The sequence below is a fragment of the Shimia isoporae genome (assembly GCF_004346865.1).
GTDB lineage: Bacteria > Pseudomonadota > Alphaproteobacteria > Rhodobacterales > Rhodobacteraceae > Shimia > Shimia isoporae.
Map to the genome: position 1 here is coordinate 154900 of NZ_SMGR01000004.1, position 18178 is coordinate 173077.

Annotated in this window: 21 protein-coding genes; 13 read left to right on the forward strand and 8 right to left on the reverse strand. The window is 54.4% G+C overall.

Going from position 1 to position 18178, the window contains the following annotated elements; genetic code table 11:
• The first annotated feature begins 1 nt into the window (after nt 1).
• Nucleotides 2–496, forward strand: a complete 495-nt coding sequence (locus BXY66_RS17615) for a L,D-transpeptidase family protein (protein WP_132861721.1) — start codon at nt 2–4, stop codon at nt 494–496.
• Here the strand turns inward: BXY66_RS17615 and dalA are convergent, their stop codons facing one another.
• Nucleotides 497–1024, reverse strand: a complete 528-nt coding sequence (dalA, locus tag BXY66_RS17620) for a divisome-associated lipoprotein DalA (protein ID WP_132861722.1) — start codon at nt 1022–1024, stop codon at nt 497–499.
• A 169-nt stretch (nt 1025–1193) separates the two neighbouring features.
• Between dalA and BXY66_RS17625 the strand changes: the two genes are divergently transcribed.
• Both BXY66_RS17625 and BXY66_RS17630 read left to right on the forward strand, forming a co-directional pair.
• A complete protein-coding gene (locus tag BXY66_RS17625; protein ID WP_132861723.1) occupies nt 1194–1787 on the forward strand; it encodes a L,D-transpeptidase in 594 nt (197 codons plus the stop codon).
• Nucleotides 1788–1937: 150 nt separating this feature from the next.
• Nucleotides 1938–2120 (forward strand): hypothetical protein, encoded by a 183-nt coding sequence (locus tag BXY66_RS17630; RefSeq protein WP_132861724.1) that lies wholly within the window; start codon nt 1938–1940, stop codon nt 2118–2120.
• A gap of 69 nt (nt 2121–2189) precedes the next feature.
• Here the strand turns inward: BXY66_RS17630 and hemH are convergent, their stop codons facing one another.
• Together hemH and BXY66_RS17640 are read right to left on the reverse strand one after the other, a co-directional pair.
• Nucleotides 2190–3245, reverse strand: a complete 1056-nt coding sequence (gene hemH / locus BXY66_RS17635; RefSeq protein WP_132861725.1) for a ferrochelatase — start codon at nt 3243–3245, stop codon at nt 2190–2192.
• Between the two features lie 26 nt (nt 3246–3271).
• Nucleotides 3272–4090, reverse strand: coding sequence for a methyltransferase domain-containing protein (locus BXY66_RS17640; RefSeq protein WP_132861849.1), 819 nt, complete (start codon nt 4088–4090; stop codon nt 3272–3274).
• Between the two features lie 12 nt (nt 4091–4102).
• On the opposite strand from BXY66_RS17640, the gene BXY66_RS17645 reads away from it, so the two are divergent.
• The 4 genes from BXY66_RS17645 to BXY66_RS17660 are packed head-to-tail and all read left to right on the forward strand — an operon-like array spanning nt 4103 to nt 6406.
• The gene (locus tag BXY66_RS17645; RefSeq protein ID WP_341785820.1) at nt 4103–4837 is read left to right on the forward strand and encodes a ComF family protein; all 735 of its coding nucleotides are present in this window, start codon (nt 4103–4105) and stop codon (nt 4835–4837) included.
• Nucleotides 4838–4874: 37 nt separating this feature from the next.
• The gene (gene grxC, locus BXY66_RS17650) at nt 4875–5132 is read left to right on the forward strand and encodes a glutaredoxin 3 (protein ID WP_132861727.1); all 258 of its coding nucleotides are present in this window, start codon (nt 4875–4877) and stop codon (nt 5130–5132) included.
• Nucleotides 5133–5135: 3 nt separating this feature from the next.
• Nucleotides 5136–5966, forward strand: a complete 831-nt coding sequence (locus tag BXY66_RS17655; RefSeq protein WP_132861728.1) for a carbon-nitrogen hydrolase family protein — start codon at nt 5136–5138, stop codon at nt 5964–5966.
• Nucleotides 5966–6406, forward strand: a complete 441-nt coding sequence (locus tag BXY66_RS17660) for a MarR family winged helix-turn-helix transcriptional regulator (protein WP_132861729.1) — start codon at nt 5966–5968, stop codon at nt 6404–6406. Before BXY66_RS17655 ends, BXY66_RS17660 begins: the two co-directional genes overlap by 1 nt.
• 1 nt (nt 6407) lies before the next feature.
• On the opposite strand, the gene ubiG is transcribed toward BXY66_RS17660, so the two are convergent.
• Nucleotides 6408–7160 carry a bifunctional 2-polyprenyl-6-hydroxyphenol methylase/3-demethylubiquinol 3-O-methyltransferase UbiG gene (gene ubiG / locus BXY66_RS17665; protein WP_132861850.1) on the reverse strand — a complete coding sequence of 251 codons (753 nt, stop codon included), beginning with the start codon at nt 7158–7160 and terminating at the stop codon, nt 6408–6410.
• Between the two features lie 50 nt (nt 7161–7210).
• Here ubiG and pip point away from each other — a divergent pair, with 50 nt between their 5' ends.
• The 6 genes from pip (at nt 7211) to infB (ending at nt 15268) form a co-directional block, all read left to right on the forward strand.
• Nucleotides 7211–8185 carry a prolyl aminopeptidase gene (gene pip, locus BXY66_RS17670; RefSeq protein WP_132861730.1) on the forward strand — a complete coding sequence of 325 codons (975 nt, stop codon included), beginning with the start codon at nt 7211–7213 and terminating at the stop codon, nt 8183–8185.
• 77 nt (nt 8186–8262) lie between these two features.
• On the forward strand, nt 8263–9750 hold the full coding sequence (locus tag BXY66_RS17675; protein WP_132861731.1) for an ABC transporter substrate-binding protein: 1488 nt from the start codon (nt 8263–8265) through the stop codon (nt 9748–9750).
• Between the two features lie 145 nt (nt 9751–9895).
• Entirely contained in the window at nt 9896–10486 is a 591-nt protein-coding gene (rimP, locus tag BXY66_RS17680) for a ribosome maturation factor RimP (protein WP_132861732.1), read from the forward strand.
• Between the two features lie 5 nt (nt 10487–10491).
• The gene (nusA, locus tag BXY66_RS17685) at nt 10492–12114 is read left to right on the forward strand and encodes a transcription termination factor NusA (RefSeq protein WP_132861733.1); all 1623 of its coding nucleotides are present in this window, start codon (nt 10492–10494) and stop codon (nt 12112–12114) included.
• 23 nt (nt 12115–12137) lie between these two features.
• On the forward strand, nt 12138–12770 hold the full coding sequence (locus BXY66_RS17690) for an RNA-binding protein (protein ID WP_132861734.1): 633 nt from the start codon (nt 12138–12140) through the stop codon (nt 12768–12770).
• Complete coding sequence (infB, locus tag BXY66_RS17695; RefSeq protein ID WP_132861735.1) at nt 12767–15268, forward strand: translation initiation factor IF-2; 2502 nt, start codon at nt 12767–12769, stop codon at nt 15266–15268. Before BXY66_RS17690 ends, infB begins: the two co-directional genes overlap by 4 nt.
• Before the next feature lie 53 nt (nt 15269–15321).
• Here infB and BXY66_RS20525 read toward each other — a convergent pair whose 3' ends face one another.
• The 4 genes from BXY66_RS20525 to BXY66_RS17710 all read right to left on the reverse strand — a co-directional run bounded on the left by BXY66_RS20525 (nt 15322) and on the right by BXY66_RS17710 (nt 18119).
• Nucleotides 15322–15459, reverse strand: coding sequence for a hypothetical protein (locus BXY66_RS20525; RefSeq protein WP_165929234.1), 138 nt, complete (start codon nt 15457–15459; stop codon nt 15322–15324).
• A gap of 166 nt (nt 15460–15625) precedes the next feature.
• Nucleotides 15626–16024, reverse strand: coding sequence for a (deoxy)nucleoside triphosphate pyrophosphohydrolase (locus tag BXY66_RS17700; RefSeq protein ID WP_132861736.1), 399 nt, complete (start codon nt 16022–16024; stop codon nt 15626–15628).
• Nucleotides 16021–17247, reverse strand: a complete 1227-nt coding sequence (gene argJ, locus BXY66_RS17705; protein WP_132861737.1) for a bifunctional glutamate N-acetyltransferase/amino-acid acetyltransferase ArgJ — start codon at nt 17245–17247, stop codon at nt 16021–16023. The genes BXY66_RS17700 and argJ overlap by 4 nt, the downstream gene beginning before the upstream one ends.
• A 2-nt stretch (nt 17248–17249) precedes the next feature.
• Complete coding sequence (locus BXY66_RS17710; RefSeq protein WP_132861738.1) at nt 17250–18119, reverse strand: peptidylprolyl isomerase; 870 nt, start codon at nt 18117–18119, stop codon at nt 17250–17252.
• Nucleotides 18120–18178 lie beyond the last annotated feature (59 nt).

The window sequence follows — 18178 nt, forward strand, 5'->3', positions numbered from 1 at the left end:
GATGCGTTGGCTTTCCATGGTTCTGATTCTTGTCGTTGCATTCGGCGCGGCCGGATGTGCAAGCAAGTTCAAAAACTACTATGGCCCAAAGGTGACTCATGTTGTTGTCTACAAAGAGCAACGCAAAATGCACCTGTTGCATCACAACACAGTGCTTAAGTCCTACGATATCGATTTGGGATTTGCGCCAGAGGGCCACAAACAATTCGAGGGGGATGGCCGCACGCCAGAAGGTCAGTACTGGATCGATCGCCGCAACCCAAACAGTGCCTTCTATTTGTCCATCGGAATTTCATATCCCAATGCCGATGACCGCGCCTATGCCAAGTCGCAAGGAAAATCCCCGGGCGGCGATATTTTTATCCACGGCCAGCCTGAGCTTTTCAAAGCAGGAAAAGACGACTGGACTGCCGGCTGTATTTCAGTGACCAACCGCGAGATGAGAGATATCTATGCAATGGTCAAGAACGGTACCCAGGTCTGGATATACCCCTGATTATCCGTCAAAATTTGCGATATCAGTGGTGGCATAGGATGGTTGACCCATAACCAAGGTCCACCATATTTTGCCGTTCTTTTCCTGAAACCACGCAAAGCCCATTTCTCTCGCGTTCGGATCAAGAATTACGGCACGCGTGTCGTCTTGTTCCATCCAGGCCGCGAGGGTTTCTGTTTCGGTTTCGTAGGTTTCGGAAATCGTCTCGCCGGTCAGAATGCCTTGGTAGCCGACGCGCGCTACACGATCCAGAGGCGACGAACCATCAGATCCGAAATGCCAAGGGCGATTCTGCAGTGACATGTCTCGGGAATGGGTTGCGGCTGCGGCGTTGAGTTTTGCGTTGTACTCGACCGGCACTGCACCGGAGGCCTGACGAAGGGCATTGATGCTGTCCAATACCCGAAACTGGATCTTGTTGGTCGCGCCAGATGAAATTCGGTAGTTTTTTGAACCGGAATAAGAGCCAGTTGTATCGCAAGCGGCCAGACCGAGTGTCAGGATGAATAGTAATTTGAACAGCCGCATGGGAATCCACTTTCGTCAATCTTGCGTTTTGCATTGATCTACCTGCATGAAGTTGACATGAAAACCCACATCGGCGTGTGACAGCCGATCTGACGATTGATTGATTTGCGACTGAGGCTTTCCGGCAATATCGTGTCGCAATCAAAGAGGACGTGTCTGGGAGAGCACCATGACAGAGAAACGCAGCACTTTGGGCCGTCGGGCCTTCTTGGCATCTGGCGCCGCATTTGCGAGTGCGCCAGCACTGGCGCAAACCGAGTCAGGTACGACTGAGGTTGAGCGCGACCTCACCGAAACGGTTACACGGAACATTTCTAGCTTCCGCTCTCTGGATTGGCGCCCATATTTCTCATCACTGAGGAACGGAGCCGTGCTTGTCGACATCACAAGCCGCGCGCTGCACTATTGGTCCGAAGACCAATCCGTCTATAAGCTGTATCCGTCATCGGTGCCCCTGACAGAGGATTTGACTCGAAAGGGCCGCACGAAAGTTGTTCGAAAGGTCGAAGGCCCTAGCTGGCGTCCGACCCCGTCGATGAAGAAACGTAACCCTGAGTGGCCTGACTTCGTTGGTCCCGGCCCGGATAATCCCTTGGGTACGCATGCGCTTTACCTTAGTTGGACCTACTATCGAATCCACGGCACCCATGACACACGCAAAATTGGCCGCCGATCGTCCAATGGGTGCATCGGTCTCTACAACGAGCACATTGCGGAGTTGTTTTCGTTGACAAAGGTGGGCACACAAGTGTTGCTAATTTGACGACATTTTGCGTCGTAAGGCCTTGAATCGTTAAACTAAGGTTTGCAAAGCCAGACTTTTTCCTGTTTAGACGAATACACGAGGTTAAGTCTTGGGTGCTTGTCATCGCCCTCAATTGTTTTTGGTGGCAAGCGAATTCTGGAGGATACTATGAAGAAACTCGTTCTCGCTGCTGCACTTACCGCCGCTGCTTCCACCGCTTTTGCGGGTTCCATGGCTGAGCCGGTTGTTGAACCGCCGGTCATCGAAGAAGAAGCATCGAGCTCCAACGCAGCTATCTGGGTTCCGCTGATCCTGCTGGCAGTTATCGCTGCAGCCGCTGCGAACAGCTAATACCAATTTCACTTTGTGAAATGCGAAAGGCGAGGCTTAGGCCTCGCCTTTTTCTTTTCTTCATAGAAGTTACGGTGACACCCAACCGCCTAGGTTTTCGCCTATGATCCTGCTGAGGGCGTTGATGTGCGCCTCATCCGCGTTCAGGCATGGAATATATAGGAATTCTTCTCCGCCTGCCTCTTCGAAGCTTTCCTTTATCTCCTCGTTGATCTCTTCCAAAGTTTCGATGCAATCCGCAGAGAAAGCCGGTGCGATCACGGCGATGTTCTTTTTGCCTTCTTCTTCGGCCAATCTGGCTACTTCTTCGACTGTATAAGGTCGTAGCCAGTCTTCCGGGCCGAACTGCGACTGGAAAGTCGTTCTCAGTTCGGTTTTTTCCCACCCTAGGCGCTCTTGTAGGAGTCGCGTGGTTTTTTGGCACTGGCAATGATAAGGATCGCCTTCCATCAGGTATCGTTTTGGCATGCCGTGATAGGACACAACCAGTAGATCAGGGCGCTTTTCGCGCTCGGCATATGCTGATTCGACAGACGTCGCGAGTGCTTCGATGTAAGCAGGGTGTTCAAAATATGCAGGCACGGTGCGAGACGCGGGTTGCCATTTTTCCTTCATCAGCGCTCGGAAGAACTGGTCGTTGGCGGTTGCCGTCGTGGCACCGGCGTATTGAGGGTAGAGTGGGAAAAAAAGAATGCGCTCGCATCCGGCAGCGACCATTTCCCGAACTTTGGAAGGTGTCGATGGGTTGCCATAGCGCATGCAGAAATCAACCATCACCTGGTCGCCATACTGCGCTTTCATTTTGTCAGCGATCGCAGCTGTTTGTTCCTTGGTAATCACCATTAACGGGCTTTCGCCACGCTCTTTGTCCCAGATCGACTCGTATGCTTCTCCGCTGGAGAAGGGTCGCTTTGTCAGAATGATCAGTTGAAGGATGGGTTGCCATTTCCACCAAGGATAGTCGATCACGCGTTTGTCTGACAGAAATTCGTTCAAATAGCGCCTCATCGGCCAATAGCTATAGTCGTCAGGTGTACCTAGATTGGCCAGAAGAATACCGGTTTTTCCGCGCGGAACTGCAGGGTGTTCAGCCGGAGCGTGGGCAGGGCAGGCGACGTCTTTCATCTTGTTTGGTCCAATGTGTGAGTGCCCTATTTGGGCAGTTTGATTTCGGAGGCACCCAAGGCGTCGGCAAGGCGGGTCGATGCCGAGCCCGGGCGAAGTGGTTGGGGCTGGCTGTCGTCCGGAGCCCAACCGGTCATGAAAACCATGTCAAAGGTTGCAGGAATGCGTCCATTCTCCATGAAGCTGTTTACGTAGATTTCTGCTGCCCGGATCAGCACTTGGCGGCGCGTGGGTTTTCTCAAGCGCTGGTGAAGTGCATTGGTTTCTCCCATTGATCGCAGGTCTCTCATAAGGTTCCACGGCGTTTCATAGGTGACTTTTGTAGGCACCGAATCAGCCACCGGTAGCGCGAGCCCCGCCCTTTGTAGAAGTGCGCCCAAATCTCTAATTTCTCCCATCGGGACGACGCGCGGAGACAGTCCGCCGGTGATTTCGATTTCGGCTTGCGCCAAGGCGCTGCGTAGTTCGTTGAGAGTTTGCCCCCCGAACGTCACTGCCAAGAAAAGTCCGTCGGGTTTGAGGGCCCGACGACTTTGAATAACTTGTCCAACAGGATCATCTGCCCAATGAAGGCCCAGTGCGTGAATGACCAAATCATGTTCACGTTCTTGAAGATCCAAGACGTCGGTGTCGGAAACGATCAGAGCATTGGGTACGCAGCGCTGCCAGACAACCGGAAATCCGGTCACTATGGCGGGACGCGTAAACCCTCTGTTAACCATCCTCAGACGATCCTGAACTTCTTCGATTGCGGCTTCGTGCAGAAACATTCCTTTTGACAAGTCGGCACGAGCGCGATTGCGCGTCAAAGCTCTGCGATCGGTGAGTTTTGGCTGGGTCTGCATGAGGCGGACAATATGATGATGGTTTCGAAGTTTCAAACGGCACTCCAATGGGTCTTTCCGCCTCGCTGTGTCGCTTGTGGGGCGCTGGTGGATGGGGATTTCAGTTTGTGCGGTCATTGCTGGGCGCAGACCCCGTTCCTAGGCGGCACTCAATGCGATTTCTGTGGCGTACAGGTGACGGCCGATAGTGTTGAGGACCAGCTGACGTGTGACGATTGCCAAACACGTGAACGCCCATGGATCGCCGGAAACGCTTCGCTCGCATACGAGGGCGTTGCCCGAAAGCTCGTTTTGGCGTTGAAGCATGGAGACCGGTTAGACATCGCTGTGCCGGCAGCCAAATGGATGTCAGGCTCTGCCCGAAATTATGTCGAGGAGAATTGTCTCGTTGCGCCTGTGCCGCTTCATTGGAGTCGCTTTTTGAAGCGTCGCTACAATCAATCTGCTCTGCTTGGAAGGAACATGGCTCGTAACCTTGGCATAGAGTTCTGCCCGGATGCATTGGCAAGGCCGCGCGTTGCGGGAAACACCGCGGGTCTGACGACAGATGAGCGATTTTCGAAGCTCGAAAATGCGATTGAGCCCCATCACAAGCGCGGGTCTCGCATGGATGGCCGTCGGGTGATTTTGGTGGATGATGTGATGACAAGTGGCGCAACGCTGACGGCTGCCGCAAAGGCAGCGTTACAAGCGGGTGCCAAAGATGTGTGCGTGGTGACACTGGCGCGCGTTGCAAAGGACGCCTAAATGCCTGACAAATGATCAAGCTCTAGGGGTCAAATCAATGACGATTGAAATCTACACAAGCCCGCTCTGTGGGTTCTGCCACGCAGCGAAACGTCTTTTGAATGAAAAAGGCGTAAAGTTTTCCGAGATAGACGTTTTGTCTGATCCGGCGCGAAAGCCTGAAATGATCAAACGTGCCAACGGAGGCCGCACTGTGCCACAGATTTTTGTAGGAGATATTCACGTAGGCGGTTGTGATGATCTTTATGCTCTCGAGCGGGCTGGCAAGCTGAATAGTCTTCTGGGTCTGCAATAACGCATGCGGGTCGCGCTGCTTCAACTCACGTCCTCTGATGATCCGTCAGAGAATCTGAAAACTCTGGAGCCTATGATTCGCGACGCTGCTGAAGGTGGTGCGCGGTGTATCTTCACCCCTGAGGTGACCAATTGCGTTTCGATGAACCGCCGTCGGCAGTTGGAGGTGCTTTACGAAGAAACCGACGATCCGATGTTACGGCGAGTGCGGGAAATATGTGCGGAACTGCGACTTTGGGTGAACCTTGGTAGCCTTGCCCTGAAGACCCGCGATCCAGATGGTCGCTTTGCAAATCGGTCCTTCGTAATCGACGACAACGGCCAGATCGCCGCGCGATATGACAAAATCCACATGTTTGACGTCGAGGTGACGCCAGAAGAGACCTATCGCGAATCAGATGGTTACCGCCCAGGGGGCGTGGCCAGAACAGTGCGGGGTCCTTGCGGCGCATTGGGTTTGTCGATTTGTTACGATCTTCGGTTTCCTCATCTTTACCGCTCTCTGGCCAAATCGGGAGCGCAAATCTTGAGCGTCCCCGCCGCATTTTCTCCGATTACTGGGGCTGCACACTGGGAGGTTCTTTTGCGCGCGAGGGCGATTGAAACCGGATGTTTTGTGATTGCTGCTGCCCAAACAGGGCTGCATTCGAGCAAAATGGGTAAATCCCGGCGAACTTATGGGCATTCTTTGGTTGTGGCACCATGGGGGGAAATTCTTGCGGATGCTGGAGAAGAAGTCGGCATCACTTATGTTGATATTGATCTGTTGATGGTGGACAAAGCCCGCAGACAAGTGCCCGCACTGGGCCACGACCGAGAATTCGACGGACCCTGATGAACGAAAAAAGCGGCTTGGCCATTACGCTCTTTGGCGAAATCCTTATGGTGGATCAACTCGCCCGAACGCGCCTCACGAAGGCGTTGCCAAAAGGGATGGAACTGTCCCATTTTTCCGTTCTCAATCACCTTGATCGAACCAACACCGAGCGCAGCCCGGCCCAATTGGCCAAGACTTTCCATGTCACGCGCGGGGCGATGACGAACACGCTGCACAAGCTGGAACTGGCTGGTTATGTACATATTCGCCCGGATTGGGATGACGCGCGTCGCAAAATGGTAGCAATCAGTCCCGCAGGCAGGCAGGCACGCGACGCCGCTCTGGCGGGGATGGAGCCGCTGATTCGCGATATCGTTGCAAATTTGGGTGATGAACGCGTGCGTTCAGCGCTGCCGATCTTGCGCGAGCTTCGACTGCGACTTGAGGACGAATCCTAAGTTATTGTGCGTCCGGTTTTGTGCTTGCGGTGACATAGTTAACGCTGAGATCCCGCGCGGAAATTGACCAGCTCCAAGCAACAGGATTGAAGACAAAACCTTTGCGATCCACCGGGATCAGGCCAGCTCTTTCAAGTAACTCAAAAAGTTCGTCAGGCGTTATGAATTTGTTCCACTCGTGCGTGCCCTTGGGTAGCCAACGCATCACAAATTCTGCGCCGACAATGGCCATGGCAAAGCTTTTGGGATTTCGGTTGATTGTTGAACACAAATGCAGTCCGCCAGGTTTCAGCAATTGCTGACAGACGGTCAGGAAGCTGAGCGGATCGGCAACGTGTTCCACCACTTCCATATTCAGCACTACATCAAATTGCTCACCGTCTTCGGCCATGGCTTCGGCAGTCGTGTGCCGATAATCGATGTCCAGACCTGACTGCTCTGCGTGAACTTTTGCGACGGGTATGTTTCCGCTTGCCGCGTCTGCGCCTATCACCGTCGCGCCAAGCCGCGCCATCGGTTCTGACAACAAGCCGCCGCCACAACCGATGTCCAGCAATCTAAGACCCGCGAACGGCTTTTTGATGCTCAAGTCGCGATTGAACTCCGCAGCAATCTGCGTCGTAATGTAATCCAAGCGGCATGGGTTGAGCATATGGAGAGGTTTGAACTTACCCTTCGGATCCCACCACTCGGCCGCCATTGCTTCGAACTTGGCGACTTCTGCAGGATCAACGGTGCTCTGAGAGGCTTGCATTTCGTTCTCTCCATAGGTCATGTGGGCTGTCTATACACTTAAGGAAAGACATGGACAAAAACTCGGGCCAAAAGCGCGCAGTGCAGTACCTTTACCCTCCGGTCGAACCGTTTGACCAGAGAATGCTGGATGTGGGCGACGAGCATCAGGTCTATGTTGAACAGTCCGGCAATCCTAAAGGTCTGCCGGTTGTTGTCGTACACGGTGGCCCGGGTGGCGGGTGCAGCCCAGCTATGCGTCGCTATTTTGATCCCAAAGTCTATCGCGTCATCCTATTCGATCAGCGTGGTTGTGGAAGGTCCCGACCGCATGCAAGCACCAAAGCCAATACGACTTGGCACCTGATCGCGGATATGGAACTCATTCGAACTACGCTCCAAATCGAGGACTGGATTGTCTTTGGTGGAAGTTGGGGGGCGACTTTGTCGCTTCTCTACGCACAGGCCCATCCGGAACGTGCTGTTTGTCTTGTCTTGCGTGGTGTCTTTCTGATGATGCAGCGGGAGCTTGATTGGTTTTACGGGGGGGGCGCCGGCCATTTCTGGCCTGAACCGTGGGAGCGTTTCACCTCTCTAATCCCTGTAGAAGAACAAGGAGACTTTATTGAGGCCTATCACCACCGGCTATTCTGTGGAGACAGCGCAACTGAAGTGAAGTACGCGCGAGCGTGGGCTTCATGGGAAAACGCTCTGGCTTCAGTTTATTCAAGTGGCACTGGTGGCGAGGCACCCGCAGAATACGCGCGGGCCTTTTCGCGGCTTGAGAATCACTATTTCCGTAACCAGGGTTTCTTGGAGTTCGACGGACAGATTCTTGGCCACATGGACCGAATCCGCCATATCCCCGGTTTCATCGTTCAAGGTCGATACGACATGATTTGCCCACCGAAGGCGGCATTTGAACTCGCCAATTCTTGGGGTGAAATGGCCGATTTGCGGGTCGTTCGCAACGCTGGCCATGCTTTGTCGGAGCCGGGTATAAGTGCCGAACTTGTGCGGATTATGGATCAACTCGCCAGAGCATGATTGGAACGTGATAGTATTGGGCTGGACATCAGGCCGTTCCCGTCGTCTGATCGTCGCTCGAACTTGGAGACCTAGTCATGTCCCGGATCAGCCGGCGTAGCCTTTTGACCAGCGGTGCAGCAGCCGGTGTGCTTGCGGCAAGTGGTCTTGCATTGTCTGCTGCACCAAAACCGGGTGGCACACTGCGAGCGGTTTTACCTGGCGGGTCATTGCAAGATAGTTGGGACGCGCGAACGCACTCCGGTCTTTTTATGATGGCGGCCGCCCATGGTGCGGTTTTTGATTGCCTCACCGAAATCGGGCCGGATGGCGCGTTGCGCGGAGAATTGGCCGAAGGCTGGGAAGCCAGTCCCGACGCACGGGTCTGGACCTTCGATCTTCGAAAAGGAGTGACTTTTCATAACGGCAAACCGTTCGTTGCCGACGATGTGTTGGAAACCTTTTCCATGCATAGTCGTGAAAGTGGCTCTGCCGTTTGGCCGCTGCTCGCCAGTGTGTCCGAAATTCGAAAGATCACACCGCATCAAGTACAATTCGAGCTTGATGCGCCGAACGCGGACTTTCCATATCTGCTCTCTGATTATCACTTGGTAATTTACCCGGCTGGTTATGTCGAACTTGCGATGATTGGCGGAATTGGCACAGGTATGTATCGGGTCGAAGATTTTGCGCCAGGAGAAGCGTTTCGGGCGTCGCGGGTGAACGGTCACTACAAGGACGGCAAAGCAGGTTTCTTTGACGATTTGGAGTTCTTGTCCGAGTCATCAGAAAAAGGAATGCGGCTGTTGCGTGATGACGCGACAGACACCGTCGCGCAGATCAGCCCAATTCAAGCAGCACAACTAGCGGATTGGCGTTCCGGTAGTCTGCAACGGATCAACGGCAACGCGCATGTTTCGTTAGCTGTAACTACCGCGGGTCCTGAGGGATCCCATCTGCGCCGAGCCCTGCAGCATGGAGTCGATCGTCGCGCTCTGCTTGATGATGTCTTGCTCAGTCATGGTGATATTGGACGCGACACCCCTGTCGGGCCGGCAAACCAATATTTTGACGCCAAACTAGACCCGCCAGCCTTCGATCCTGACCTTGCACGTTACCATTTCAAGAAGTCCGGACTTGATCGGCTTGAGATTATGATCGACGAAAAACTTCCGAGTTCAGCAGGCCAAATCGGAAAGGCTGTTGTTGCCCAAATGAACGAACTTGGTTTGCGTTCCGGCGTTGGCGAAGGGGCAGCGCGTGTTGACAGCAGCTCTGGTCGCGCGATTGAAGATTGGACGTTGTCGACGTATCTGACAGCAGGAGCGCCTTGGAATGCGTCTAAATGGTCGCATCCCAATTTCGAAACGATGTTGCTTTCTGCGCGATCCGAATTGGACACCGCGAAGCGAAGATCGAGGTACGAAGACCTACAGCAACTCCTTCGTGATGAAGGCGCAATTACGGTGCCAGTGTTTGCTGATCATCTCGCGGCCACAAGTGAACGAATTGCCATGCCAACGACCATTGGTCGTCATTGGGCAATGGACAATGCCAGATTTGCCGAGCGCTGGTGGCGGGCTTGATCTGGTAAAATCGATTGACCCTTGCAGACTCGGGCGTTCGGTCGTATATCCCCACTCAACAGCGGCGCGGTCGGGTTAGCCTGAACGCTCCACCGGGAAACATCGACGGGCCGCGCGCCCGTTTTTTTGTGCTTGGAAGACAAGAATGAGTGACCTGATTGCCAAAGCGGCAATTGACCGCAAACTTGCCGAGATTGTTGGCCCCGTTATCGAGGATATGGGATTCGAACTCGTGCGTTTGCGTTTGATGGGTGGCAAAACCCATACGCTGCAGATCATGGCCGAACGCCCTGAAGGCGGTATCGAAGTGGACGAGTGCGCAGAGATTTCCAACGCGGTCAGTGCCGTATTGGATGTCGAAGACCCGCTTGTCGACAGCTATGTGCTTGAAGTCGGTAGCCCCGGGATTGACCGCCCGCTGACCCGCCTAAAAGACTTTGACACCTATGAAGGTTACGAAGCGAAGCTGGAAACCAGTGAACTGATAGACGGCCGAAAACGGTTCAAAGGTGTGCTTGCTGGCATCGAAGGCAGCGACGTGCTGATCAATATCGAAGATCAGGGTGAAACAGTGACCGTGGGTCTGCAATTCGACTGGTTGGCAGAAGCCAAACTGGTTTTGACCGACGATCTTATCAAAGAAATGCTTAAAGCCCGCAAGGACGCGGGTGTTTTGAACGAAGACCAATTTGACGACATCGAGACCGACGAGTCCAACGACGAGTCTGAGGAGTAAAGAAGATGGCAATCACCTCTGCAAACCAGCTTGAGCTTCTGCAAACTGCCGAAGCGGTGGCCCGTGAAAAGATGATCGACCCGAGCCTCGTGGTCGAGGCGATGGAAGAGTCCCTCGCGCGCGCCGCCAAAAGTCGCTATGGCGCCGAGATGGACATTCGCGTGTCGATTGACCGCAAGACGGGCAAGGCAACTTTTACTCGTGTGCGTACGGTGGTCGCGGATGAAGAGTTGGAAAACTATCAGGCCGAATTCACCGTCGAGCAGGCCAAACAGTATATGGAAAACCCGGAAATCGGCCAGCAGTTCATCGAGGAAGTGCCGCCAGTTGAAATGGGCCGTATCGCCGCGCAGTCTGCAAAGCAGGTGATTTTGCAAAAAGTGCGCGAAGCCGAGCGGGATCGTCAATATGAAGAGTTCCACGATCGCGTGGGTACCATCATCAACGGTCTGGTGAAACGTGAAGAGTACGGCAATGTCATCGTGGATGTGGGCCGCGGCGAGGCAATTCTGCGTCGCAACGAAAAGATTGGCCGCGAAAGCTACCGTCCGAACGATCGTATCCGTTGCTACATCAAAGATGTGCGCCGCGAGACCCGTGGTCCGCAGATTTTCCTGTCCCGCACCGCGCCTGAGTTCATGGCGGAATTGTTCAAGATGGAAGTGCCGGAAATCTATGACGGTATCATCGACATCAAGGCCGTTGCGCGTGACCCCGGCTCGCGCGCCAAAATCGCAGTGATCAGCCATGATGGTTCCATCGATCCCGTTGGTGCCTGTGTTGGTATGCGTGGTTCGCGTGTGCAGGCAGTTGTGAATGAGTTGCAAGGTGAGAAAATTGACATCATTCCGTGGAACGAAGACCAACCGACTTTCCTCGTGAACGCTCTGCAGCCTGCCGAAGTTTCCAAAGTTGTTTTGGATGAAGAAGCCGGAAAAATCGAAGTTGTCGTGCCGGATGAGCAATTGAGTCTTGCAATCGGTCGCCGTGGTCAAAACGTACGCCTTGCGTCGCAGTTGACAGCGCTCGACATCGACATCATGACCGAAGCTGAAGAATCCGAACGCCGCCAGAAAGAATTTGAAGAGCGTACCGCGCTGTTCATGGAGACGCTCGATCTGGATGAATTCTTCGCTCAGCTTCTGGTTTCTGAAGGCTTTACAAACCTCGAGGAGGTCGCCTACGTCGAGATTGACGAACTGCTTGTGATCGATGGTGTTGACGAAGACACAGCCAACGAGCTCCAAGCCCGTGCGCGTGACTACATCGAGGCTCAGAATAAAGCCGCTCTGGATGCCGCGAGGGAACTGGGTGTTGAAGACAGCCTGGTTGAATTCGAGGGGCTGACACCCCAAATGATCGAAGCGCTGGCGAAAGACGGCGTTCTTACGCTTGAAGACTTCGCAACCTGTGCGGACTGGGAGTTGGCCGGAGGCTGGACCAACGTCGAAGGAGAGCGGGTGAAAGACGACGGTGTTCTGGAGCCGTTCGGAATGTCATTGGAAACTGCGCAAGACATGGTGATGACCGCGCGTATTGTGTTGGGCTGGGTTGATCCCGCCGAACTGGAAGCCGAAGCAGAAGATGGCGCGGAAGACGGCGCTTCCGAAGAGGAAGCCGAGGCCTGATTTCAGGCCTCGGAGGGCGCGAAATGAGCCGCGGAGGGCGGGCCACCGAAAGGCCAACCGAACCGGAGCGTAAGTGCATCGCCACAGGCGCGAGCTTGCCCATAGTTGGGTTGGTTCGCTTTGTGGTGGGTCCAGACGGGTCCATAGTGCCGGATATCTTGGGCAAGTTGCCCGGTCGAGGCGTGTGGGTTTCCGCAGAGCGCGGCGCGATAGAGAAGGCCGTAAAGAAGGGGCTTTTTTCCCGCGCTGCCAAGCAGAAGGTTCAGGCTTCTGGGACCTTGGTTGATGAAGTTGAGCGGCAATTGGCTCAACGCGTCGTGGACCTGGTGAGTCTGTCGCGACGATCTGGTGCTGCAGTCACTGGTTACGAAAAGGTCAAGGACTGGCTGGTCAAAGACGTGGCCGAGGTCCTTTTGCAAGCTTCGGATGGTTCGGAGCGTGGAAAAACAAAACTGAGACCTCCCTATGGGGGGCATTACTTCGACTGTCTGACAGCCAGCGAATTGGGTTTGGCATTTGGGCGACAAACTGTGATACATGGGGCGCTTGCGTCTGGCGGACTCACTCAACGTGTTGTAGAGGAAGCCCAAAGATTAAAAGGCGTACGCAAAAATTCGGTGGTAGCGGCCACCGGGAAGGACAAGAAAGCCAGATGAGCGATAACGACGGTAAAAAAACCCTGGGTCTGCGCGGTGGCAACCGCCCTGGTAACGTGAAGCAAAGCTTCAGCCACGGGCGCACCAAGAACGTTGTGGTGGAAACCAAACGTAAGCGCGTGGTTGTGCCCAAACCGGGTGCGGCCAAACCGGGTGCCGCATCGGGTAAGATAGCGGGTGATCCCTCGCGGCGTCCTGCGGGCATTTCCGATGCGGAAATGGAACGCCGCATGAAGGCGTTGCAAGCCGCCAAGGCACGCGAAGCTGAGGAAGCTGCGAAACGTGAGGCCGAAGAAAAAGCCCGCGCCGAAGCGCGTGAGCGTCGCCGTCAGGAAGCGGAAGCCAAGGAGCGCGAACAGCGCGAGGCTGAAGAGAAGGCGCGCAAAAAGGCCGAAGACGAAGAGCGCAAGAAGAAAGAAGCTGAAGAGGCGGCCAAACGCGCCGCTGCTGAGGCTGCTGCGGCAGCGGCACAACCGAAGCAGGAAGCTTCGGCCCCGCGCTCCGGTGCGTCCAAATCGGCGGCACCTGCCCAGACGCCACGCAAGTCTGATCGCGAACGCGAGCAGCGCAACACACGCGGCAAAGGCCGTGACGATGGACGTCGTTCTGGCAAGTTGACCTTGAATCAGGCCCTGTCTGGCGATGGTGGCCGGCAGAAATCCATGGCCGCGATGAAGCGCAAACAGGAGCGTGCCCGTCAGAAAGCCATGGGTGGCTCGGTCGAACGCGAAAAGGTAATTCGCGACGTTCAGCTGCCGGAAGCCATTGTCGTTTCCGAACTGGCAAACCGTATGGCCGAACGTGTTGCCGACGTTGTCAAAGAGCTCATGAAAATGGGCATGATGGTAACACAAAACCAGACAATTGACGCTGATACTGCTGAACTCATCATTGAGGAATTCGGCCATAAGGTCGTGCGCGTTTCCGATGCCGACGTCGAGGATGTGATTGCCGATGTTGAGGACAGTGAGGAAGACCTTCAAGGGCGTCCACCGGTCATCACAATCATGGGTCACGTTGACCACGGCAAAACATCGCTTCTGGATGCGATCCGCGATGCAAAGGTTGTTGCAGGTGAGGCCGGTGGTATCACTCAGCATATCGGTGCCTATCAGGTTCAAACCGACGATGGCGTGACACTGAGCTTCTTGGATACTCCGGGCCACGCAGCCTTTACCTCCATGCGTTCGCGTGGAGCCCAGGTAACAGACATCGTGGTACTCGTTGTGGCAGCAGATGACTCTGTGATGCCTCAGACCATCGAAGCAATCAATCACGCCAAGGCCGCGGAAGTCCCGATGATCATTGCGATCAACAAAATGGACAAACCGGCAGCGAACCCCGATCAGGTTCGTGCGGAGCTTCTTCAGCACGAAGTGATCGTCGAAAAGATGTCTGGTGACGTGCAGGACGTGGAAGTTTCAGCAATGACCGGTCAGGGTCTGGACGAACTTCTGGAAGCTATCGCACTTCAGGCAGAGATTCTGGAACTTAAGGCGAACCCGAACCGCGCCGCTCAGGGCGCTGTTATTGAAGCGCAGCTTGATGTTGGTCGGGGTCCGGTTGCGACGGTTTTGGTTCAGAACGGTACCCTGCGCCAAGGCGACATTTTTGTTGTCGGCGAGCAGTACGGTAAAGTTCGTGCGCTGATCAACGACAAGGGCGAACGCGTAAAGGAGGCTGGACCCTCTGTACCGGTTGAGGTCCTTGGTCTTAATGGAACGCCAGAAGCAGGCGACGTTCTCAACGTTACCGAAACCGAAGCGCAAGCGCGTGAGATCGCTGCATATCGCGAGCAAGCCGCCAAGGACAAACGCGCTGCTGCAGGCGCCGCAACCACCTTGGAACAGCTTATGCAGAAGGCCAAGGAAGACGAAAACGTCGCCGAGTTGCCGATCCTGGTCAAGGCAGACGTTCAGGGTTCGGCTGAAGCTATCGTTCAAGCGATGGAAAAGATTGGTAACGACGAAGTGCGTGTTCGCGTTCTGCACTCGGGTGTAGGCGCGATCACTGAGACAGATGTTGGTCTGGCGGAAGCCTCAGGCGCGCCTGTCATGGGCTTCAACGTTCGGGCGAACGCTTCTGCCCGCAATACGGCCAACCAAAAGGGTGTCGAGATTCGCTACTACTCGGTGATCTATGACCTCGTTGACGATGTAAAAGCTGCGGCTTCTGGTTTGCTTAGCGCGGAAATCCGAGAGAAATTCATCGGCTATGCGGAGATCAAGGAAGTCTTCAAAGTCTCCGGCGTTGGCCGTGTCGCTGGCTGTTTGGTCACAGAAGGTGTTGCTCGCCGCTCCGCAGGTGTTCGCTTGCTGCGTGACAACGTGGTTATCCACGAAGGAACGCTTAAGACGCTCAAGCGCTTCAAAGACGAAGTTGCGGAAGTTCTGTCTGGTCAGGAATGTGGTATGGCCTTCGAAAACTACGAAGATATCCGTCCTGCGGACGTAATCGAGATCTTCGAGCGCGAAGAAGTTACTCGCACACTTGAGTAGTGCATTCACACAACCCAAAAGAGAAGGCCGCCCGATTTGGGCGGCCTTTTCATTTAGCGGTTTATCGTGGAAATAGGCTTGCCTGAATAAGTTTGCTCGCCCACCCGAATGGTGATCCGACCATCTGGCAAATTGCCCACGACTGTACCTTGAATGGACACGCAGCTGCCCACCGTGATCGTCCGTAACATGTCAATGCCCCCAGCTGATTGACAGGTTGATGATGGTAGTAAGTCCCGACACAACTAGTGATGTCGCATCGATGGGCGAGATATTAACAAAAATTTCACACAACAAAAGCGTATCTTTTACGCATCTCGCCCAATATGTGCCATCTGGGGCGGATTGTTGCGAATTTTACACCCAATCACGGATAATTGGGATCAAAGGTAAATCTGCTGCCGGCATTTCGTAGTCCCTAAGATTCGCAGTTCGCACCCACTTCAGAACCTGGCCTTCACGCGCTTGTGGGATACCTTCCCATTTGCGGCAGGCGAATAGCGGCATCAACAGGTGGAAATTGTCGTAACTGTGCGACGCAAAGGTTAGAGGCGCCAAACAACTTTTCCATGTATTGATGCCGAGCTCCTCGTGAAGTTCACGGATGAGAGCAGCCTCCGGAGTTTCGCCGGTTTCCACTTTTCCCCCGGGAAATTCCCAAAGGCCGGCCATGGACTTACCTTCCGGACGCTGAGCCAGCAAAACGCGACCATCCACGTCTATCAAGCAAACGGCAGAAACAAGAACAGTCTTCACGAGCGATAGTCCGCATTGATCGTGATATAGCCATGCGTCAAGTCGCAAGTCCAAACCGTGGATAACCCTTCGCCCAGGCCAAGGTCGACCGAAATTTTTATAGTCTCGTTTGTCATATATTGCGCGCCTGCCTCTTCCGTATAACTGGGAGACACCCAACCGGCCTCAGCGACGAGAATATCGCCGAAGCGAATTGTCAATCGATCTCTATCCGCACCGGCACCGGATTTACCGATGGCCATAACCACACGACCCCAATTCGGGTCTTCGCCTGCGATGGCTGTTTTCACGAGCGGTGAATTGGCAATTGCCAAAGCGTGCGTACGTGCGTCTGGACTTGAGGCCGCACCTGTAACTTCGATTTCGACAAATTTCGTTGCACCTTCACCGTCACGCACAACCAGATGAGCGAGTTCCAGCATTACCTGGTGCAGGGCGTCGCGGAATTTGTCGTCGCCTTCAACGTCAACGCCACTTTGTCCAGTAGCAGCGAGCAAAAGCGTGTCGGAAGTGGACGTGTCGCTATCGACGGTTATGCTGTTAAAGGTCTTTTCGTTCAGGTCCGACAGCATTGCCTGAAGCGCTGGACGCGCAATTTTGCCATCAGTGAAAATATAAACGAGCATGGTTGCCATGTCTGGTGCAATCATGCCCGAGCCCTTGGCAATTCCCGCGATTTTCACAGGACCATTTGGCGTAAAAATTGTTCGATAGGCACCTTTGGAAAACGTGTCAGTAGTACGGATCGCTTCAGCTGCACTTGCCAGACCGTCTTCGGACAAAGTGTTGGTAAGTTCCGCCAGCTTACTTGTGATGCGATCATGTGGAAGTGGCTCCCCGATCACGCCTGTTGAACTCGAAAACACCCTATTTTCAGGCAACTGTAGCGCCTTTGCTACTGCATTTGTAACTGCCTTGGTCGCAGACACGCCATTCTTGCCGGTAAACGCGTTCGCGTTTCCGGCATTCACCAAAATGGCAGCACCTTTGTCGTTATCCACACCAATTTTTTCCTGACAATCAAGGACTGCGGCCGAGCGCGTTGCCGACTTGGTGAATACGCCAGTCATAACTGTGCCTGGGGCAAGGTGCGCAAGCATCACGTCAAGTCGGTCGCTGTACTTTACGCCCGCCGCTACGCTTGCAAAGCGAGCGCCTTTGATTTCCGGCAATTCTGGAAATGTTCCGGGTGCCAACGGCGATACATGGGAGATTTCAGCCATAGTCAGTCCTGAACAACAACGTCTTCAAGAAGTTCGCCACGCCGAATGATCTCAGGGCTGAACGAGGCAGCATCCGTTTTGACGATCTCGGCATCCGCCGTCAGTTCGGCAATGTAATCACGAACGGCATCCTCTTGGGCTTCGCTCATTAGTTGCTCGCGCGTTTCCTCAAAGCTTGGCGCCGATACTTCGCGCGTGTCATTCAACTTGATGACGTGCCATCCAAACTGTGTTTGGACTGGTGCCGAAATGCCGCCAACGCTCATTTCGACGACGGCTGCTTCGAATGGCTGAACCATCTGGCCCATGCCGAACCAGCCAAGTTCGCCACCGGAAGGCCCAGAAGGTCCGGTGGATTTGGCCTTGGCCAGCTCCGCAAAATCCGCGCCGCCCTCCAATTCTGCGACAAGCGCAAGCGCTTCTTCTTCTGTTGCGACGAGGATGTGGCTTGCGTTGAATTCAGATTCATCAGCTAGATTTGCGAATTTGCGTTCGTAAACCTTGCGGAGGTCTTCGTCCGTGATCTCCCGCACAGAGATAAAATCTTCTAGCGCCTGGGTGGCCAAAAGCGCGCGTTTTTCATTTTCGAGCGTCAGTTCGACTTTTTTGGGCATCTCTTCGCCCATCGTGGCGGCCAAGGCGGTCTGTTGAATCAGTTGTTCGAGTATGCTGTCGAATAGAACGTTGTCGGGCAAATCCTTGTATTGCTCTGGCAACGCTTCGCGGACCGCAATCATTTGACCCAGTGTGATATCCGTGCCGTTCACAGTTGCCAGCACGGTTTCCGCAGTTGCTGTGTCTTCCGCAAGTGCGGGAGTGGCTATCATCAGCGCGACAGCGCCAGCGCGCAGGAATTTGAGGGTTTTTGACATCGTTTTGTCCTTGGCTGGGGCCGCATGGGTCGGCGGCGTTGACACTGTATGACACGCCC

Coding starts and splice junctions, on each gene's coding strand:
- BXY66_RS17690 (WP_132861734.1), top strand. CDS start 12,138: ATGAGCCGCGGAGGGCGGGCCACCGAAAGGCCAACCGAACCGGAGCGT.
- BXY66_RS17630 (WP_132861724.1), top strand. CDS start 1,938: ATGAAGAAACTCGTTCTCGCTGCTGCACTTACCGCCGCTGCTTCCACC.
- dalA (WP_132861722.1), bottom strand. CDS start 1,024: ATGCGGCTGTTCAAATTACTATTCATCCTGACACTCGGTCTGGCCGCT.
- BXY66_RS17625 (WP_132861723.1), top strand. CDS start 1,194: ATGACAGAGAAACGCAGCACTTTGGGCCGTCGGGCCTTCTTGGCATCT.
- argJ (WP_132861737.1), bottom strand. CDS start 17,247: ATGGCTGAAATCTCCCATGTATCGCCGTTGGCACCCGGAACATTTCCA.
- rimP (WP_132861732.1), top strand. CDS start 9,896: ATGAGTGACCTGATTGCCAAAGCGGCAATTGACCGCAAACTTGCCGAG.
- BXY66_RS17640 (WP_132861849.1), bottom strand. CDS start 4,090: ATGCAGACCCAGCCAAAACTCACCGATCGCAGAGCTTTGACGCGCAAT.
- nusA (WP_132861733.1), top strand. CDS start 10,492: ATGGCAATCACCTCTGCAAACCAGCTTGAGCTTCTGCAAACTGCCGAA.
- BXY66_RS17660 (WP_132861729.1), top strand. CDS start 5,966: ATGAACGAAAAAAGCGGCTTGGCCATTACGCTCTTTGGCGAAATCCTT.
- grxC (WP_132861727.1), top strand. CDS start 4,875: ATGACGATTGAAATCTACACAAGCCCGCTCTGTGGGTTCTGCCACGCA.
- BXY66_RS17655 (WP_132861728.1), top strand. CDS start 5,136: ATGCGGGTCGCGCTGCTTCAACTCACGTCCTCTGATGATCCGTCAGAG.
- BXY66_RS17710 (WP_132861738.1), bottom strand. CDS start 18,119: ATGTCAAAAACCCTCAAATTCCTGCGCGCTGGCGCTGTCGCGCTGATG.
- BXY66_RS20525 (WP_165929234.1), bottom strand. CDS start 15,459: ATGTTACGGACGATCACGGTGGGCAGCTGCGTGTCCATTCAAGGTACA.
- pip (WP_132861730.1), top strand. CDS start 7,211: ATGGACAAAAACTCGGGCCAAAAGCGCGCAGTGCAGTACCTTTACCCT.
- BXY66_RS17615 (WP_132861721.1), top strand. CDS start 2: ATGCGTTGGCTTTCCATGGTTCTGATTCTTGTCGTTGCATTCGGCGCG.
- ubiG (WP_132861850.1), bottom strand. CDS start 7,160: ATGCAAGCCTCTCAGAGCACCGTTGATCCTGCAGAAGTCGCCAAGTTC.
- hemH (WP_132861725.1), bottom strand. CDS start 3,245: ATGAAAGACGTCGCCTGCCCTGCCCACGCTCCGGCTGAACACCCTGCA.
- BXY66_RS17645 (WP_341785820.1), top strand. CDS start 4,103: ATGATGATGGTTTCGAAGTTTCAAACGGCACTCCAATGGGTCTTTCCG.
- infB (WP_132861735.1), top strand. CDS start 12,767: ATGAGCGATAACGACGGTAAAAAAACCCTGGGTCTGCGCGGTGGCAAC.
- BXY66_RS17675 (WP_132861731.1), top strand. CDS start 8,263: ATGTCCCGGATCAGCCGGCGTAGCCTTTTGACCAGCGGTGCAGCAGCC.